This window comes from Phenylobacterium sp. (genome assembly GCF_041916435.1).
Taxonomy (GTDB): Bacteria; Pseudomonadota; Alphaproteobacteria; order Caulobacterales; family Caulobacteraceae; genus Phenylobacterium.
On sequence record NZ_JAYRZM010000006.1, the window covers coordinates 219,115 to 236,130 of the forward strand.

The window sequence follows — 17,016 nt, forward strand, 5'->3', positions numbered from 1 at the left end:
GGCCCGGGCCTTCGGAGTCAACCTTGGCGGCCCTTACGCCTCCTCCACCGGCGGCAGGCGATAGCGGCCGCCGCGCAGCTCGGCCCGCGGGATGTAGGCCCGCATGAACAGGGCGAAGGGCTCGGCCGGCGCCGGCAGCCAGTTGCCCTTCAGGGCCTCGCCGGGGCTCTCATGGCCGATCCAGATGTCGAGCGAACCGTCGGCGTTGTAGGTCAGCCCCTCGGTGCGATCGCCGATGGAGTAGCGGCCCAAGGGGTTGTCGGCGAAGAAGTACTGGCCGTCGTCGGTCGCCTCGTAGAGCGTCAACGACCAGAAGCCGTCCACCGGGATCAGCCGGTCAGCGTCGAAGTGCAGCCGCCAGGTCTTGGCCCCGTCGTAGAGCGCGCGGGGCATGTCGCCCCGGCCGCGCATGTACATCGCCTCCACCGGCGGCAGGGCCGCCAAGCCCGACAGCGCCACCGCCGCGCGGAAGCCGTAGAGCTGGCCGAAGTCGCCCAGCGCCGGATTGGGATAGGACCAGCCGTCGACGAAGCTCGCTCCGCCCAGGCCGCCGCGGCGGCTGTCGTGGATCGCCTCGGCCACGCCCGCGGCGATCTGCGCCTTCTCGTCCTCGCTGAAGCGGTCCGGGTCGAACCCGTCCAGCAGGCGCAGTCCCTCGATGCGCTGAAGCTGCGCCCGGTCGGTGGCCGGCGGCGGATTGGCCTTCAGGAGCTCGGCGGCGCTGGCGAAATAGGCCGGCCAGGGATCGCGCCGGCTGGCGATGGGGCCGGGGCGCGCGACCGCCGGACCCTGCACCGACAGGCCCGACTGCACGACGCGGGCCGCTTCCAGATCCGCCGGACCGTCGATCAGCACCCGCGCCAGGGCCCAGACATGGTTGGTCGGCGCGCGCACGACATTGGCCCCATCGGCCGCATCAGCCGGCCCCACCAGGGTGAAGGTTCCGCCGTCCGGCCCGGTGGCGCGCGTGCCCAGGACGACGAAGTTGTTGGTGTAGGCGTCCATCAGCGCCAGCGACAGGTAGCGCTCGCCGGACGCCGGCAGGGTCAGCGTCACCGGCCCCGCCGACAGGTCGATCTTGGAGGTCGAATAGAGCGTGTCGTTGTTGGGCGTGGTGATGTCGCGAAAGGTGTGGTCCGCCAGGTTGCGCACATGGGTCAGGGTGTTCAGCGGGGTGTCCGGCCCCAGGCCCATGATGTTGGCGTTGGCCACCTCGATCAGCGGCAGGACGTAGAGCCAGGCTTCCTTGGCCGCGGTCTTCAGGTCGACGGCGTTCATGCTCAGGCCTCCGTGATCGGCGGCAGGCGGTAGCGGCCGACCAGCAGTTCGGGCTTGGGCAGGTAGGCGCGCATGAACAGGGCGAAGGGCGCGGCCGGCGCCGGCAGCCAGTTGGAACGCTTGGCCTCGCCGGGATCCTCGTGGCCGATCCAGATGTCCAGCGAGCCGTCGTCGTTGTAGGTCAGGCCCTCGGTGCGGTCGCCGATGGCGAAGCGGCCCAGCGGGTTCTCGGCGAAGAAGTACTGCCCGTCGTCCGTCGCCTCGTAGAGGCTGAGCGACCAGAACGAGTTCACCGGGATCAGCCGGTCGGCGCCGAAGTGCAGCCGCCAGTTCTTCGTCCCGTCATAGAGCCCGCCGGGCAGGTTCCCCTCGGCGCGCATGTAGACCGCCTCCACCGGCGGCAGGGCCGCCAGGCCGGAGAGCGCCACCGCCGCGCGGTAGTCGTAGTCCTGGCCGAAGTTTCCGAGGGTCGGCTCCGGATAGGACCAGCCGTCGATGAAGCTGTTGCCGCCCAGGCCGGACTTGCGCGCGTCCTTCCTCGCCTCGGCGATCCCGGCCTCGATCTCGGCGACCTCGGCGGGGCTGAAGCGGGCCGGATCGAAACCCTCCTCCAGGCCGAGCGGGGCGATGCGCGACAGGAGCGCCCGGTCGGTGGGCGGCGGCGGGTTGACGCCCATCAGCGCGCAGGCGCTGGCGAAGTAGTCGCTCCAGTGCGCCGAGCGCGCGGCCTGGGCCGGCGGCGGCGGCGCGGCGGGGCCCTGCATGGAGATGCCGGCCTGCACCGACTGGGCGGCCTCGGCGTCGTGCGGGCCGTCCACCAGCACCCGCGCCAGCGCCCAGACATGATTGGTGGGCGAGCGGATCACGTTGGCGCCCTCGGCCGCGTCGTTCGGCCCGACCAGCTTGAAGACGCCGCCGTCCGGTCCGGTGGTGCGGGTGCCCAGGATGCAGAAGTTGTTGGTGTAGGCGTCCATCAGCGCCAGCGACAGGTAGCGGTCGCCGGAAGGCGGAAGGCTGATCGTCACCGGCCCGTGGGACAGGTCCACCTGGGCGGTGGAGTAGTAGGTGTCGTTGTTGGGCGTGGTCACCGCCCGGTGGCGGTGGTCGGCAAGGCGGCGCACGTGGGTGAAGACGTTCATCTGCTGGCCCAGGCCCAGAACCCGCGTCCGGGTCGTGGCGATCTCGATGAGCGGCAGGGTGTAGAGCCAAGCCTCCCGCGCCGCCGCCTTCAAGTCCGCCATGTCCGTCTCCCTTAGGTGTTTCGTCCCGTCCGCTGGACCAGCGACCGGGCGGCGTCTCCCGCCTCGGCCCACCAGCGTTTGACCATCTCGCCCGCCTCGCCCTCGCGCGCAAGGCTCACCGCCTGTCCGGCCCACAGCGACAGGACTTCCGGGTCCCCGGCGCGGGCCCCGGCGGCCCTCAGGGGCTGGGTCAGACGATTTTGCACGGGGTATGCCGGAACATCGTTCTCCGAAACCCGCATCTCGCGCATGAAGCGGTTCTCGATTCCGCGGGCGTGGCGGCCGCTGAACGCGCGGGTGAGCCGCGTGGAATCGTCCTTCGCCCCGGCCACCGCCGCGCGCCAGGGCGCGCTGATCGCCGTCTCCTGCGAGAGCAGGAACGCCGTGCCCATCTGCGCGGCCGAAGCGCCCAGCGCCAGCACGGCGGCCACGCCCTTGCCGTCCATGATCCCGCCGGCGGCGATCACCGGCAGGTCCACGGCCGCGCGGACGGTGGAGACCAGCGCCAGCGTGCCCACCAGGCTCGCGTCAGGCTCGGCCAGGAAGTGGCCGCGATGGCCGCCGGCCTCGAAGCCCTGGGCGCAGATCCCGTCGGCGCCGACCGCGGCCCAGGCCCGCGCCTCCGCGGCGGTGGTCGCCGTTCCCACCACATAGGTCCCCGCCCGGTGCAGGGCCTCCACCTGGTCGCCCGTCAGGATGCCGAAGGTGAAGGAGGCCACCGGCGGGGCCGCCGCGATCAGCGCCTCGAACTGGGCCGCGAAATCAGGGGCGAAGTCGTTCGGCGCCTCGGGAAGCGGCGAGCCGACCCGCGCGTACCAGGGCGCCAGCCGCTCCAGCGCCTCGGCCACCACCGCCCCGTCCGGCCGCGCGGGCGGCACGACGAACAGGTTCACGCCGAACGGCGCGTCGGTCTGGGCCCTGAGCTTCTCCACGGCCGCGCCGATCGCGTCGGGCTGCGCAGCCCCGGCGCCGATCGAGCCCATGCCGCCCGCCCGGCTCACCGCGAGCGCCATGGCGTCGGACGAGGCCCCCACCATCGGCGCCTGCAGGATCGGAATCGGCAGCGCTTCTAGTAGGGCCGCCAGGCTCATTGACCGCGCTCCGCCTTCTGCCGCGCCAGCTTCTCCAGCACCCTGCCCCGCCCGCGCGACAGGGCCGTGATCACGCCGCGAAAGGTGCGCGCCTCCTGGTCGGAGAACTGCGCCTTGGACAGGGCCGCGCGCAGGTTCTGCACCATCGAGGGCTTCTTCTCTGGCGGGTGGAAGAAGCCGGCCTCTTCCAGCTCCCGCTCCAGGTGCTCGAACAGGCCCAGCATCGTCGCCCCGTCCGCCGGCGGCGGACCCTCGCGGAAGGCCGGCGGCGGCGTGGTCGATTGGGTCATGCGCCACTCATAGGCGTTCAGCGCCACCGCCTGGGCCAGGTTCAGCGAGCGGAAGCGCGGGTCGATGGGAATGGTCACCACCGCCTGGCAAAGGGCGATGTCGGCGGTCTCCAGCCCGGCGCGCTCGCCGCCGAACAACAGACCCGTGCGCAGGCCCTCGGCGCCGGCCTTGGCCAGCTCGGCCGCCGCCTCGCGCGGCGTCAGGATCGGCAACTGCAACTCGCGCGGCCGCGCCGTCGTGGCGAACACCACCTGCAGGTCGGCGACGGCGTCCTCCACCCGCTCGAGCACCTTGGCGTCGTTCAGCGGCCAGTCTGCGCCTGAGGCCGAGGCCCAGGCCCGCTCCTGCGGCCAGCCGTCGCGCGGATTGACGAGGCGAAGATCGGAAAGGCCGAAGTTGGCCATCACCCGGGCGCAGGCGCCGATGTTCTCGGCCAGTTGCGGCGTGGAAAGGATGACTGACGGCGGGGTTGGGGCGGACATGCGGTCTATCTGACCGCTGCGGGCTCAATTGCAAGGGCGCTCGGCCCTAGGCGGTCCTCGCCGCTTCCGCCTCCAGCCAGGCCCGGAACGCGCCCAGCGCCGGGCTCGGCGCGCGCGATTTCAGCCAGGTGAGCCAGTAGCCGCCCTTGCCGGCCGTGGTCGCGAACGGCTGGACAAGCCGGCCGCTCGCCAGGTCGCGCTCGAACATCACCGGCGGCGCCAGGGCCGCCCCCGCCCCCTGCGCGGCGGCCTCGGCCATCAGCACCGAGGAATCGAACACCGGCCCGCGCAACGTCGGGCACGGCGCGCCGGCGGCGGCGAACCAGCTCGGCCAGTCGTCGGCCCGATAGGAGCGCAGCAGCACCTCTGCGGCCAGGTCCGCCGGCCGCGTCAGCCGGCGCGCCAGGGCCGGCGCGGCCAGCACCGTCAGCGGCGCGTCGAACAGGTGGACCGCCTCGGTGCCGTGCCAGGCGCCGTCGCCGAAGCGGATCGCGCAGGCCAGCCCCTCCCCCGCCAGATCGGCCCGGTTGTTGTTGGTCGAGAGCCGAAGGTCGACGAACGGGTGGGCCGCCTCGAACCGCTCGAGCCTGGGCATCAGCCAGCCGATCGCGAAGGTGCCCACCGCGCCGACGGCCAGCACCTCGCGCATGCGCCCGCCCTCGAACCGCTCGACCGCCTCCTCCAGCCGCTCGAAAGCTTCGCCCAGCACCGGCAAGAGGGCCTGGCCCTCGTCGGTGAGCGCCAGCCCGCGCGGCAGGCGGCGGAACAGGGTCACGCCCAGCCGCGCCTCCAACCCCTTCACCTGGTGGCTCACCGCCGCCTGGGTGACCGACAGCTCCAGCCCCGCGCGGGTGAAGCTCAGGTGCCGGGCCGAGGCCTCGAAGGCGCGCAGGGCGTTGAGCGGAAGCTGGCGGCGGGACATCGGCGAAGCCCAAAATTTTCTAGGGTAAGGCGCAAGCTATCATCGTTTGCGCCAAATCGAAGTCGGCCTCAGCTTGGCCCCGCGATGGAGGCGAGCACATGATCGAACGGCGCGAGATGATCCTGGCCCTGGCCGGCGCGGGCCTCGCCGCGGGCCTGTCGGCGGCAGCCGGCCTGGCCCGGGCCAAGCCCGACCCGGCCGTCCTTTCCAGGCGCCTGCAGTCGCTGGAGGCCAGGAGCGGCGGACGCCTGGGCGTGAGCATCATCGACACCGGCGGCGGCCTTCGCCTGCGCCACCGCTCGCAGGAGCGGTTTCCCATGTGCAGCGCCTTCAAGGTGCTGGCCGCCGCTTGCGTGCTCGCCCGCGTGGACGGAGGCCAAGAGACCCTCGGCCGGCGAATCGCCTACGACGCCTCCGAGCTGATCTTCTACTCCCCGGCCACCAAGCCCCACGCCGGCGCCGGCATGACGCTCGGCGAGCTCTGCGAGGCGGCCGTCACCCTCAGCGACAACACCGCCGCCAACCTCGTCCTCAAGCAGATCGGCGGGCCCAAGGGCCTGACCGCCTGGCTTCGTTCCATCGGCGATGCGACCACGCGCCTGGACCGCTGGGAGCCGGAGCTCAACACCGCCATTCCGGGCGATCCGCGCGACACCACCACCCCCGACGCCATGGCCGAGACCCTGCGCAGCCTGGTGCTGCGCCGCGCGCTCAGCGACGAATCACGGGCGATCCTGGCCGGCTGGATGGTGGCCTGCCAGACCGGCGGGGCGCGGCTGCGCGCCGGCCTGCCCGCCGGCTGGCGCGTGGGCGACAAGACCGGCACCAGCGCCGACAAGGCCGGCACCTCCAACGACGTGGCGCTGGTCTGGCGGCCCGACGGGCGCACCGCGGTCATCACCGCTTTCCTCACGCGCGCCACGCCCGACGGCAAGGCCCGCGACGCGATTCTCGCCGAAGTCGGGAAGATCGCCGCCGAATCCCTGGCGTAACGCCGGTTTGGGCGCCGGCCCGGCGGCTCGCCCCCGCGGCGGGCGGCGCTGACGCCAATCACGGCGAAGCTTGTTCGTGCGGGGGAAATCTCCCCGCCTGCGGCCAAGTTGACGCCCCGTGGCCTTTGCCGCGGGCGCTAGGCCGGCTATACGGCCTCAACCCTCCTAATCGCCCGCGGAGCGCCTCGCCCTCATGGCCAAGATCAAAGTCGCCAACCCTGTCGTCGATATCGACGGGGACGAGATGACCCGGATCATCTGGAAGATGATCAAGGACAAGCTCATCCTCCCGTTCCTGGACCTCAAGATCGACTACTACGACCTCGGCATCGAGCATCGGGACGCGACGGACGACCAGGTCACCATCGACGCGGCCAACGCGATCAAGAAGCACGGCGTCGGCATCAAGTGCGCGACGATCACCCCGGACGAGGCCCGCGTCGAGGAGTTCAAGCTCAAGAAGATGTGGAAGTCGCCGAACGGCACCATCCGCAACATCCTGGGCGGCGTCGTCTTCCGCGAGCCGATCATCTGCAAGAACGTGCCGCGGCTGATCCCGGGCTGGACCCAGCCGATCATCGTCGGCCGCCACGCCTTCGGCGACCAGTACCGCGCCACCGACTTCCTGGTCCCCGGCCCCGGCAAGATGACCATCAAGTGGGAAGGCAAGGACGGCCAGGTGATCGAGCACGAGGTGTTCGACTATCCGGGCTCCGGCGTCGCCATGGCCATGTACAACCTGGACGACTCGATCCGCGACTTCGCCCGGGCCTGCCTGAACTACGCCCTGCAGCGCCAGTACCCGGTCTACCTGTCGACCAAGAACACGATCCTCAAGGCCTACGACGGCCGCTTCAAGGACATCTTCGCCGAGCTCTACGAGGCCGAGTTCGTCGAGAGGTTCAAGGCCGCCGGCATCACCTACGAGCACCGCCTGATCGACGACATGGTGGCCTCGGCCCTGAAGTGGTCCGGCGCCTTCATCTGGGCCTGCAAGAACTACGACGGCGACGTGCAGTCCGACCAGGTCGCCCAAGGCTTCGGCTCGCTGGGCCTGATGACCTCGGTGCTGCTCACCCCCGACGGCAAGACCATGGAGGCCGAGGCCGCCCACGGCACCGTCACCCGCCACTACCGCCAGCACCAGCGCGGCGAGCAGACCTCGACCAACTCCATCGCCTCGATCTTCGCCTGGACCCAGGGCCTGGGCTTCCGCGCCAAGCTCGACGGCAACGAGGAGCTGGCCAAGTTCTCCGACACCCTGGAGAAGGTCTGCGTGTCCACCGTCGAGTCCGGCTCGATGACCAAGGACCTGGCGCTGCTGGTCGGCGACACCCAAGGCTGGCTCACCACCGAGGGCTTCATCGACAAGGTGGCCGCCAACCTGGAAAAGGCCCTGGCCTCGGCCTGAGCCCTGCTTTGACTTGACCCGGGCGGCGGATCGGCCGTCCGGCGGGGGCGCGCCTCGCCTTGGATCTTCTGCTGCGCATCGCGCCCTTCTTCGCCCTGATCGCCGCCGGCGCCGTGGCGGGCCGCTTCGGCCTGCTCAACGCCCGGCGCGGCGGCTGGCTTTCGGCCTACACCTTCTGGATCGGCTTTCCGGCGCTGCTGATCCGCTGGCTGGGCGACGCCCCGCCGCCCGACCCGGCCCTGGCCCGCGCGCTCCTGGCCTACGGCCTGACCATGGGCGTGGTGCTGGCCGCCGCCCCGTTCATCGGCAGACTGCTCTCCTTCCGGCGCGAGGCCTGCGCGGGCCTGGCCATGACCTCCGGCGTCGGCAACACCGCCTTCCTGGGCGCGCCGCTGGCGGTGTCGATCTTCGGCCCGGCCGTGCGCGCGCCGGCGGCCTCGGCCGTGGCGGTCGACTTCATCGCGCTGATGGCGGCGGGGATCGCCATCCTGCAGACCGGCCGGCCCGGCGGGCGGATCGGCATGGCCCTGCGGCGAGTGTTCCTGAACCCCACGGTCGCCGGCGCGGCGACCGGCCTCGCCCTCTCGGCGCTGCAGGCGCGCCTGCCCGTGGCGATCGACAGGCCGCTGACCTGGCTGGCGGCGACCGCGAGCCCGGTGGCCCTGGTGGCGCTGGGCGGGCTGATCGGCCGCGAGTGGTCCCAGCCCGAACGGCACGACGCCGGCCCGCTGATGCTGACGCTGGCGCTGAAGCTGCTGGTCGCGCCCGCCCTGGTCTGGACGAGCCTGGGCCTGGTCGGCGCGCCGGAGGCGGTGCGCGCCAGCCTGACGCTGCTGGCCGCCTGCCCGACGGCGGTGAACGTCTTCATCCAGACCCGCGTCTTCGACATCCACGCGCGCGGCGCGGCGCTGGCCGTGATCGCCGGCACGGTGATCAGCGCGGCCAGCCTGTCGGTCCTGGCGCACCTGTTGGGCGGCTGAGCCGCCTAAGGCGCTAGCCGGCGAGCGCGGCCTTCACCGCGGCCAGCCCCTCGGCGGCCTTGGAGCCGTCCGGCGCGCCGCCCTGAGCGAAGTCGGGACGCCCGCCCGCGCCCTGGCCGCCCATGGCGATCACGGCGGCCTTGGCGAGGTCGGCGGCGTTGAGCCTGTCCTTGGCCGCGCCGGTGACGGCCACGGTCACGGCGGCCTTGCCGTCGGCCACGCCCACGAGCGCGATCACCCCGTCGGGGAGCTGCTTCTTGAACTCCTCGGCGATGGGCCTCAGGTCCTTGCCGCCGACGCCGTCCATGACGCGGGCGATGAGCTGGACGCCGCCCACCTCTTCGGGACCGGACGCCCCGGCCGAGCCGCCGCCGCCCATGGCGAGCTGGCGCTTGGCCTCGGCCAGCTCCTTCTCGAGCTTGCGGGTCTGCGCCGACAGGGCCTCGACACGGCCGGCGACCTCGGAAACCGGAACCTTGAACTGGTCGGCCAGGGTCTTGGCGACCGAAGCCTGTTCCTGCAGCCACAGGCGCGCGGCCTCGCCGGTCAGGGCCTCGATGCGGCGTACGCCGGCGGCCACGCCGCCCTCGGAGACGATCTTGAAGAGGGCGATATCGCCGGTGCGGCCCACGTGGGTGCCGCCGCACAGCTCCACCGAATAGGCGCCCTCGCCGTCCAGCGCCCGGCCCAGGGTGAGCACGCGCACCGTGTCGCCGTACTTCTCGCCGAACAGCGCCATGGCGCCGGCCTCGATGGCGGCCTGGGGCGCCATCTCCTCGGTCTTGGACGGCAGGTTCTGGCGGATCACCGCGTTCACCTCGGCCTCGATCCTGGCGATCTCGTCCGGCGTCAGCGGCTGGCCGTGGCTGAAGTCGAAGCGCACCCGCTCGCCGTCCACCATCTGGCCCTTCTGGGCGACGTGGGGGCCAAGCACATGGCGCAGCGCGGCGTGCAGCAGGTGGGCGGCCGAGTGGTTGGCCCGCGTCGTCCGGCGCCGCTCGGCGTCGACCAGCAGGCGCGCGCGCGCGCCGTCGGCGAGTTCGCCCTCCAGGATCTGGAGATGATGGACGAAGAGGTCGCCGGCCTGCTTCTGGGTGTCGACCACCCGCGCGCGGCCGCCAGGCCATTCGATCTCGCCGGTGTCGCCCGCCTGGCCGCCGCTCTCGGCGTAGAAGGGGGTGCGGTCGAAGACGGCCTGCACCGCCTGGCCGGCCGCGGCCTTGTCCACCTCGGCGCCGTCGGCCACCAGGGCCAGGAGTTCGCCGGCGGCCTCGATGGCGTCGTAGCCGACGAACTCGGTCGGGCCGAGCCGGTCGCGGATGGCGAACCATTCGGCCGCCTGGGCCTGCTGGCCCGAGCCGGTCCAGGCCTCGCGCGCCTGTTCGCGCTGGCGCTGCATGGCCGCGTCGAAGCCGTCGAGGTCGACGGTCAGGCCCTTGGCGCGCACCGCGTCCTGGGTCAGGTCCAGCGGGAAGCCGTAGGTGTCGTAGAGCTTGAAGGCGGTCTCGCCGGGCAGGACGCCGCCGGCCGCCAGGTTGGCGGTCGCATCGTCCAAGAGGGCCATGCCGCGGCCCAGGGTGCGGCGGAAGCGCTCCTCTTCCTGGCGCAGGGTCTCCACGATCACCGGCTCGGCGCGGCGCAGCTCCGGATAGGCGTCGCCCATGGCCTGGACGAGCACGGGCGCCAGGCGGTGCATCAACGGCTCCTCCGCGCCCAGGAGGTGGGCGTGGCGCATGGCCCGGCGCATGATCCGGCGCAGCACGTAGCCGCGGCCCTCGTTGGAGGGGGTGACCCCGTCGGCGATCAGGAAGCTGGTCGAGCGCAGGTGGTCGGCGATCACCCGGTGCGAGGGCCCGTTCGAGCCCGATCCGGTGAGCGCGCGCGAGGCCTCGATCAGCGTGCGGAAGAGGTCGACGTCGTAGTTGTCGTGCACGCCCTGCAGCACCGCGGCGATGCGCTCAAGGCCCATGCCGGTGTCGATGGAGGGTTTGGGCAGGTCCGAGCGCTTGCCGTCGGCGAACTGCTCATACTGCATGAAGACCAGGTTCCAGATCTCCACGAACCGGTCGCCGTCCTCGTCCGGGCTGCCGGGCGGGCCGCCGGCGATATGCTCGCCGTGGTCGTAGAAGATTTCCGAGCACGGACCGCAGGGGCCGGTGTCGCCCATGGACCAGAAGTTGTCGCTGGTCGGGATGCGGATGATCTTGCCGTCCGACAGGCCGGCGATCTTCTTCCACAGGTCCGCCGCCTCGTCGTCGGTGTGGTAGACGGTGACGGTGAGCTTCTCGGCCGGGATCTGGAACTCCTTGGTCAGGAGCGTCCAGGCCAGCTCGATCGCGCGTTCCTTGAAGTAGTCGCCGAACGAGAAGTTGCCCAGCATCTCGAAGAAGGTGTGGTGGCGGGCGGTGTAGCCGACGTTGTCCAGGTCGTTGTGCTTGCCGCCGGCGCGCACGCATTTCTGCGAGGAGGCCGCGCGCGGGGCCGGCGGGGTCTCCGCGCCGGTGAAGTAGTTCTTGAACGGCACCATGCCGGCGTTGACGAACAGCAGCGTCGGATCGTTCTGCGGCACCAGGGGCGCGGAAGGCACGATCAGGTGATCGTTCTTCTCGAAATAGCCCAGGAAGGTGGAACGGATGTCGTTGAGGCTCGGCATGGAATTTCGAAACTTCGTCAGGTCTTAGGCGACGTGGTGTGCGGTCCGGCCCTGCGCAAGCGCGGCCGCGGGCCGCGACCGTTTACGGGACTTGGGCCCCCGCGCAAAGAAAAAGGACGCCCGGATGGGATCCGAGCGTCCTTTACCGGTCTTCAAGGCGCCCGCGTGGGGGCGCGTGCGGCGAGGCGGCGGGTTGGCGGGCCGCCCCGCCTGGAGAGACGGCGCCCAAAGACCAATGCTTGGGGTCAGCGCGGGCGCGGCCCAGAGAGCCGGCCCCTCGGCGCCTCAGCCCTCGTCGCCGTCCTCGGGGCCGCCGACGAGCAGCTCCTCTTCGATCTTCACGGCGTTGCCGCGCACGGCCTTCTCGATCTCGTCGGCCAGGTCCTTGTTGGCCTTGAGGAACTCGCGGACATTGTCGCGGCCCTGGCCGATGCGCTGGCTGTTGTAGGAGAACCAGGAGCCGGACTTCTCGATCACCCCGGCCTTGACGCCCAGGTCGATGATCTCGCCCAGCTTGGAGATCCCCTCGCCGTACATGATGTCGAACTCGACCTCGCGGAACGGCGGGGCGACCTTGTTCTTCACCACCTTCACGCGGACGTTGTTGCCGATGATCTCGTCGCGCTGCTTGACCGAGCCGGTGCGGCGGATGTCCAGGCGCACCGAGGCGTAGAACTTCAGCGCGTTGCCCCCGGTGGTGGTTTCGGGGCTGCCGTACATCACCCCGATCTTCATGCGGATCTGGTTGATGAAGATCACCAGGGTCTTGGCCTTGGAGATCGAGGCGGTGAGCTTGCGCAGCGCCTGGCTCATCAGGCGGGCCTGCAGGCCGGGCAGGCTGTCGCCCATCTCCCCTTCGATCTCGGCGCGCGGGGTGAGCGCGGCCACCGAGTCGATGACGATCACGTCGATGGCGCCGGAGCGCACCAGGGTGTCGGTGATCTCCAGGGCCTGTTCGCCGGTGTCCGGCTGGGAGACCAAGAGGTCGTCGAGGTTGACCCCCAGCTTGTGGGCGTAGACCGGATCGAGCGCGTGCTCGGCGTCGACGAAGGCGGCGGTGCCGCCGGCCTTCTGCACCTCGGCCACCACGTGCAGGGCGAGCGTGGTCTTGCCCGAGCTTTCCGGCCCGTAGATCTCGACGATGCGGCCCTTCGGCAGGCCGCCGATCCCCAGGGCCAGATCCAGCCCCAGCGAGCCGGTGGGCACGGACTCGATCTCCACGACCTTGCCCTTGTCACCCAGCTTCATCACCGAGCCCTTGCCGAAGGCCCGATCGATCTGCGCCAGCGCCGCTTCCAGAGCGCGCTGCTTATCACCGTCTTCTTTCGCCACGAGCTTCAACGCCGACTGACCCATCCGAAGCGTCCCTTATCCCATGATTCCGCCAACCCGACCGGCCCGCCCGCGGCGCATCCCGTCGTTGATTCATGCGTACCCCGTTTGTTCCATGTTCGCAAGATGTTCTTTTCGGGGCGCTCTAGCCGGCGTCTTCGCCCGGCGGGTCCGGGCGATCCAGGCGGGGCCGCAGCTTGGGCCCCCCGGATCGGCCTTCGGCCGACCGGAGGATGACGGCGTGGGGGACTGCAAGGCGGGGCCTAAGTCAAAGTCCCCCTCAGTCCCTTCGGGACAGCTCCCCCAGAGGGGGAGCATCCGGGGGATGCGCCGCTTCGACCATCCCGCCTTGTCTTCCCCGCACCTGCGGCGGGGATCCGCGGGGCGGCTCGGCCGTGGAAGTTTCCGGGGAGGCCCCGTCAGAACTTGTAGCCGAGCTCCAGGCCCCAGGTGCGGGGCGGCTGGTAGATGCGCAGTTCGCCGAGCGCGCCCAGGCCGAAGGTGTTGTTGATCACCTTCTCGTCGGTAAGGTTCTTGCCCCACAGGGCGAGCTTCCAGCCGGCGGCGCCCTCCAGGGTGACGGTGGCGTCGTAGAGGGTGTTGGCCTTGCGCACCTGCACATCGGAGGTGCGGTTGATCACCCCGCCGGAGGTGTACATGTCGTCGGTGTAGACGGCGTTGGCGTTGAGCGTCAGGTCACCCACGCCCACGTCGCGGGTCCAGGTGAAGCCGAGGCTGCCGGACCACTTCGGCGCATAGATCATCGGCAGGTCGGAATTGTCGGTGGGATTGTCCACCCCGTCGCTGGTGAGGTCGGTGAAGTTGTCCTCGAAGGCCGCGTCCAGGTAGGCCAGGTTGGCGTTGACCCGCAGGCCGCCGCCGACGATCCACAGCGCCTCGGCCTCGGCGCCGCTGATCTTGGCCTTGCCGGCGTTGGTGACGATCGATTCGTAGACGCCGGCGCTGGTCAGGCCCTGGGCGCCGGTCTGCATGTCCTTGTAGATCGAGGAGAACACCGCCCCGTTCAGGCGCAGACGCCGGTCGAACACCTCCGACTTCACCCCCGCCTCGAAGCTGTCGACGGTCTCGGCGTTGTACGGGCCGGCCGAGGTGTAGGAGGCCGCCCGGCCGTTGTAGCCGCCGCTGCGGAAGCCCCGCGACCAGCTCGCATAGGCCATGACCAGCGGATTGAACTGATAGTTCACGCCGAGCTTGGGCGAGAAGTTGTCCCAGTCGTGCTTGTAGGTCATCGAGGCCGGGTAGAAGAGCGGCTGGTTGGTGAATTCCTTCTTCTCGTAGCTCCAGCGCCCGCCGGCGGTCAGGGTCAGGGCGTCGGTGAGCTTGTAGTCGGCCTGGCCGAACACGGCGTAGCCGGTGTTCTTCTGGCCGGCGACCTGGGCCGGCGTGGCGCCGCCGTAGATCAGCCCGCCCTGGGCGTTGGTGATGTCGTAGCTCTGGTCGAGGTAGTAGAGGCCGACCACGTAGTCGAGGCGGTCGGTCTTGCCGGCCAGGCGCAGCTCCTGGCTGAACTGCTCGTGGGTCTGGTCGCGGAAGGCGTAGAAGAAGTTGACCGGGCTGGCGTCATAGTCGCTCAGCACCTTGTCCTTGAACTTCCGGTAGCCGGTGATCGACGTGACCTGGCCGAAGCCGAGGTCGTAGTTCATCGTCAGGGCCAGGCCCCAGGTGGCGATCTTCGCGGAGGTCGGGGTGTCGCCGTAGACGTTGTAGACGTCGCTGGCCTTGGCCAGGTCCGCCGCCGAATAGACCGGCGAGCCGGTGTCCGGGCTGAAGTTGTAATAGACCTGGCTCGGCAGCGAGGCGTTGCGGAACGAGGCGCCGGAGCCCTTCTCCTGGTCGAAATCGGCCACCAGGGTCGCGTTGAACACGTCGTTCGGCTTGGCCACCAGGGTGAGCCGGCCGGAATGGACGTCGTTGTCGCCCTCCTTGCGGTTGAGCGTGACGTTGTGGTTGTAGCCGTCGTAGCTCTTGTAGAGCATCGACACCCGCGCCGCGAAGATGTCGCCGAGCGGCACGTTGACGGCGAAGCGGCCTTCCTCGCGGCCGTTGTCGCCGATGGTGGCCTGCACCGCGCCGCTCATCGGATCGCCGGGAACCGGCGTCTTGGTGCGCACGCTGACGACGCCGCCGATGGTGTTGCGGCCGTAGAGCGTGCCCTGCGGGCCGCGCAGCACCTCCACCGAGGCGACGTCGAAGAAGTCCTGAAGCGCGCCGCTGTTGCGGGCCAGGTAGACGCCGTTCATCTCCACGCCCACCGAGGGCTCAAAGGTGGATTCGACGTCGGCGAAGCCCAGGCCGCGGATGAAGAAGGCGCTGGCGTAGGGGTAGGCCCCGACCGGGGCCAGCACCACGTTGGGGGCCTTAGCGGACAGGTCGGTCAGGTTGCCGACGGCCTGGGCCTGGAGCTGGTTCTCGCCGAACGCGGAGACGGCGACCGGCACGTCCTGCAGGTTCTGCTCGCGCTTCTGCGCGGTGACCACGATTTCCTCGACCTGGGCGGCGCCCGCCGTTCCCTGGGCCGCCGCCGCGCCCGTCAGGGCCAAGCTCGCCGTCGAAGCCAACAGTCCGATCGTCGCCAACTGGCGCATCGACATCCTCCCCCAATGTTCGTTCGTAATGAGCTCGCGGCTCTTTGGGGGCAGGATGGCGGCGGATTGATATATGTCAATCTATATGACGATATCGGCGCGCAATTTCGTCAGTTCCTATGACGACTTCTCGACGTGCTCCCTGACCGCGGCGAGCGCGCCGCCATACATCGCGGCCGTGTTTTTCGAAATCAATTCAGCGTCCAAGGGCGGCTTCGGATCGGCGTAGAACACCCAGTCGGCCCGGCAGCGGCCCTCGCCGACCGGCGCGATCGAAAGCGTCGACCTGTGCTCGCCGAGCAACGGCGCGTCGACCAGGCTCCAGGCGCAGGTCATGGCCGCGTTGTCGTAGAGTTCGAGCCGCTCGGGGGTCACGCGCGCGCCCAGCGCCGCGCGGCGCACCTCGCCCCAGGCCGCCTCGTCGCGGTCGCACGCGGTGACGCCGGGAAACCAGCGGTGAAGCCCGTGGAACGCGCCGACGATCTTCCAGACCGCCTCGGCCGGCGCGTCGAACTCCTGCGAGAGCCTGACTTCCAACCCGACCTCCCTATTGTCAATTGGATTGACGATAGACCGAGGCGGCGGCGCCGATCAACGCTTCTTGTCGGTCGCCGGCCAGTCGGTGACCGGCTCGCCCCAGTCGGCGGAGAAGGCCTTGATCAGATTGTCGACGTTGCGCCGGCCGATCCGGCGGCGCAGCTCGGCCTGGAGATCGGCCATCACCCGATCGGCGTCCTGGCGCATGTCGTGGCCGAGGTCGGTGAGGGCCACGATCTTGGCCCGCCGGTCGTCGTTGTCGTCGCGAAGCTCGAGCATGCCCATCTCGACCATCTGGTTGATCGTGGTGTGCACGGCCTGGCGGCTGATGCCGAGGCTGCGGGCGATCTCCGAGGGCTTGTGGACGCCGATCACGACATGGGCCATGACCATCGACTGAGAGCGCGTCACCTGGCGCCAGCCCTGCGCCTGCAGATAGCTCTGCAGCCCGTCGTCGAACCAGAAGAACGCCTGCAGGAGAGGAACGATAAGGGTTTCGGCGCCGATCATGTCTCGCTTTCTGGCCGGATTCAGAAGGTCCACAGTAGGTGCAGCCGCCCTGGCGTCAACGTGCGTTCTGCGGCCTCGATTTCATCAGTTTAGTTGACGATTATCGCGAAACCCCTAGGGTGTCGCCAACGACCACAAAGACGATAGGCGGGAGAAGACAATTGCGAACGACGGGCATCAACCATCTCGCGCTGGTCTGCCGCGACATGGAGGAGACGGTGAAGTTCTACACCGAGGTCCTCGACATGCCGCTGGTGAAGACGGTGGCCCTGCCCGACGGCGGCCAGCACTTCTTCTTCGACTGCGGCGGCGGTGCGACGATCGCGTTCTTCTGGTGGCCGGAAACGCCGGCGGCCGCGCCGGGGGTGGCCTCGGTGCGCCACTTCCCGTCCGATTCCAAGACCGCGGTCGGCTCGATGAACCACGTGGCCTTCGACGTGGCGCCCGGCGAGCTGTCGGCCTGCCTGACCCGGCTGAAGGCGGCCGGGGTCGAGCACCTGCCGATCATCGTCAACCATGATGACAGCCCCAGCGGCGTGACCGGCGAGCTGCACGAGGGCGTGTTCGTGCGCTCGGTCTACTTCACCGATCCGAACGGGATCATGATGGAGTTCGCCAGCAACACGAAGACCTTCGACGAGAGCGACGTGCGCCATACGCCCAAGGGCGCGACGGTGGAGGTCTGAGCCG

The 17,016-nt window shown here is 70.2% G+C and carries 14 protein-coding genes; 4 read left to right on the forward strand and 10 right to left on the reverse strand.

The genetic code is table 11. The features are described from left to right. Positions 1-33: 33 nt before the first annotated feature. The 5 genes from ACE3TA_RS17945 to ACE3TA_RS17965 are packed head-to-tail and all read right to left on the reverse strand — an operon-like array spanning position 34 to position 5,305. A complete protein-coding gene (locus ACE3TA_RS17945; protein WP_374575687.1) occupies positions 34-1,278 on the reverse strand; it encodes a DUF1254 domain-containing protein in 1,245 nt (414 codons plus the stop codon). Between the two features lie 2 nt (positions 1,279-1,280). Continuing rightward, entirely contained in the window at positions 1,281-2,519 is a 1,239-nt protein-coding gene (locus ACE3TA_RS17950) for a DUF1254 domain-containing protein (RefSeq protein ID WP_374575688.1), read from the reverse strand. 11 nt (positions 2,520-2,530) lie between these two features. Next, the gene (locus tag ACE3TA_RS17955; RefSeq protein WP_374575689.1) at positions 2,531-3,610 is read right to left on the reverse strand and encodes an NAD(P)H-dependent flavin oxidoreductase; all 1,080 of its coding nucleotides are present in this window, start codon (positions 3,608-3,610) and stop codon (positions 2,531-2,533) included. Further along, positions 3,607-4,383: an RNA methyltransferase gene (locus ACE3TA_RS17960; protein WP_374575690.1), complete on the reverse strand. Its 777-nt coding sequence runs from the start codon at positions 4,381-4,383 to the stop codon at positions 3,607-3,609. Before ACE3TA_RS17960 ends, ACE3TA_RS17955 begins: the two co-directional genes overlap by 4 nt. Before the next feature lie 46 nt (positions 4,384-4,429). Next, positions 4,430-5,305 (reverse strand): LysR family transcriptional regulator, encoded by an 876-nt coding sequence (locus ACE3TA_RS17965; RefSeq protein WP_374575691.1) that lies wholly within the window; start codon positions 5,303-5,305, stop codon positions 4,430-4,432. Between the two features lie 98 nt (positions 5,306-5,403). Between ACE3TA_RS17965 and bla the strand changes: the two genes are divergently transcribed. The 3 genes from bla to ACE3TA_RS17980 all read left to right on the forward strand — a co-directional run bounded on the left by bla (position 5,404) and on the right by ACE3TA_RS17980 (position 8,688). Continuing rightward, positions 5,404-6,297: a class A beta-lactamase gene (gene bla / locus ACE3TA_RS17970; RefSeq protein ID WP_374575692.1), complete on the forward strand. Its 894-nt coding sequence runs from the start codon at positions 5,404-5,406 to the stop codon at positions 6,295-6,297. A 193-nt stretch (positions 6,298-6,490) separates the two neighbouring features. Continuing rightward, on the forward strand, positions 6,491-7,708 hold the full coding sequence (locus tag ACE3TA_RS17975) for an NADP-dependent isocitrate dehydrogenase (protein WP_374575693.1): 1,218 nt from the start codon (positions 6,491-6,493) through the stop codon (positions 7,706-7,708). Positions 7,709-7,767: 59 nt separating this feature from the next. Next, on the forward strand, positions 7,768-8,688 hold the full coding sequence (locus ACE3TA_RS17980; RefSeq protein WP_374575694.1) for an AEC family transporter: 921 nt from the start codon (positions 7,768-7,770) through the stop codon (positions 8,686-8,688). Between the two features lie 13 nt (positions 8,689-8,701). On the opposite strand, the gene alaS is transcribed toward ACE3TA_RS17980, so the two are convergent. The 5 genes from alaS to ACE3TA_RS18005 all read right to left on the reverse strand — a co-directional run bounded on the left by alaS (position 8,702) and on the right by ACE3TA_RS18005 (position 16,326). Continuing rightward, positions 8,702-11,341, reverse strand: coding sequence for an alanine--tRNA ligase (gene alaS, locus ACE3TA_RS17985; RefSeq protein ID WP_374575695.1), 2,640 nt, complete (start codon positions 11,339-11,341; stop codon positions 8,702-8,704). A 285-nt stretch (positions 11,342-11,626) separates the two neighbouring features. Beyond that, positions 11,627-12,697, reverse strand: coding sequence for a recombinase RecA (gene recA / locus ACE3TA_RS17990; RefSeq protein ID WP_374575696.1), 1,071 nt, complete (start codon positions 12,695-12,697; stop codon positions 11,627-11,629). A gap of 395 nt (positions 12,698-13,092) precedes the next feature. Beyond that, positions 13,093-15,279 carry a TonB-dependent receptor gene (locus tag ACE3TA_RS17995; RefSeq protein WP_374575697.1) on the reverse strand — a complete coding sequence of 729 codons (2,187 nt, stop codon included), beginning with the start codon at positions 15,277-15,279 and terminating at the stop codon, positions 13,093-13,095. Between the two features lie 117 nt (positions 15,280-15,396). Then, positions 15,397-15,816 (reverse strand): SRPBCC family protein, encoded by a 420-nt coding sequence (locus ACE3TA_RS18000; RefSeq protein WP_374575698.1) that lies wholly within the window; start codon positions 15,814-15,816, stop codon positions 15,397-15,399. A 54-nt stretch (positions 15,817-15,870) separates the two neighbouring features. After that, entirely contained in the window at positions 15,871-16,326 is a 456-nt protein-coding gene (locus tag ACE3TA_RS18005) for a MarR family winged helix-turn-helix transcriptional regulator (RefSeq protein ID WP_374575699.1), read from the reverse strand. A gap of 161 nt (positions 16,327-16,487) precedes the next feature. On the opposite strand from ACE3TA_RS18005, the gene ACE3TA_RS18010 reads away from it, so the two are divergent. Beyond that, positions 16,488-17,012 carry a VOC family protein gene (locus ACE3TA_RS18010; RefSeq protein WP_374575700.1) on the forward strand — a complete coding sequence of 175 codons (525 nt, stop codon included), beginning with the start codon at positions 16,488-16,490 and terminating at the stop codon, positions 17,010-17,012. Positions 17,013-17,016 lie beyond the last annotated feature (4 nt).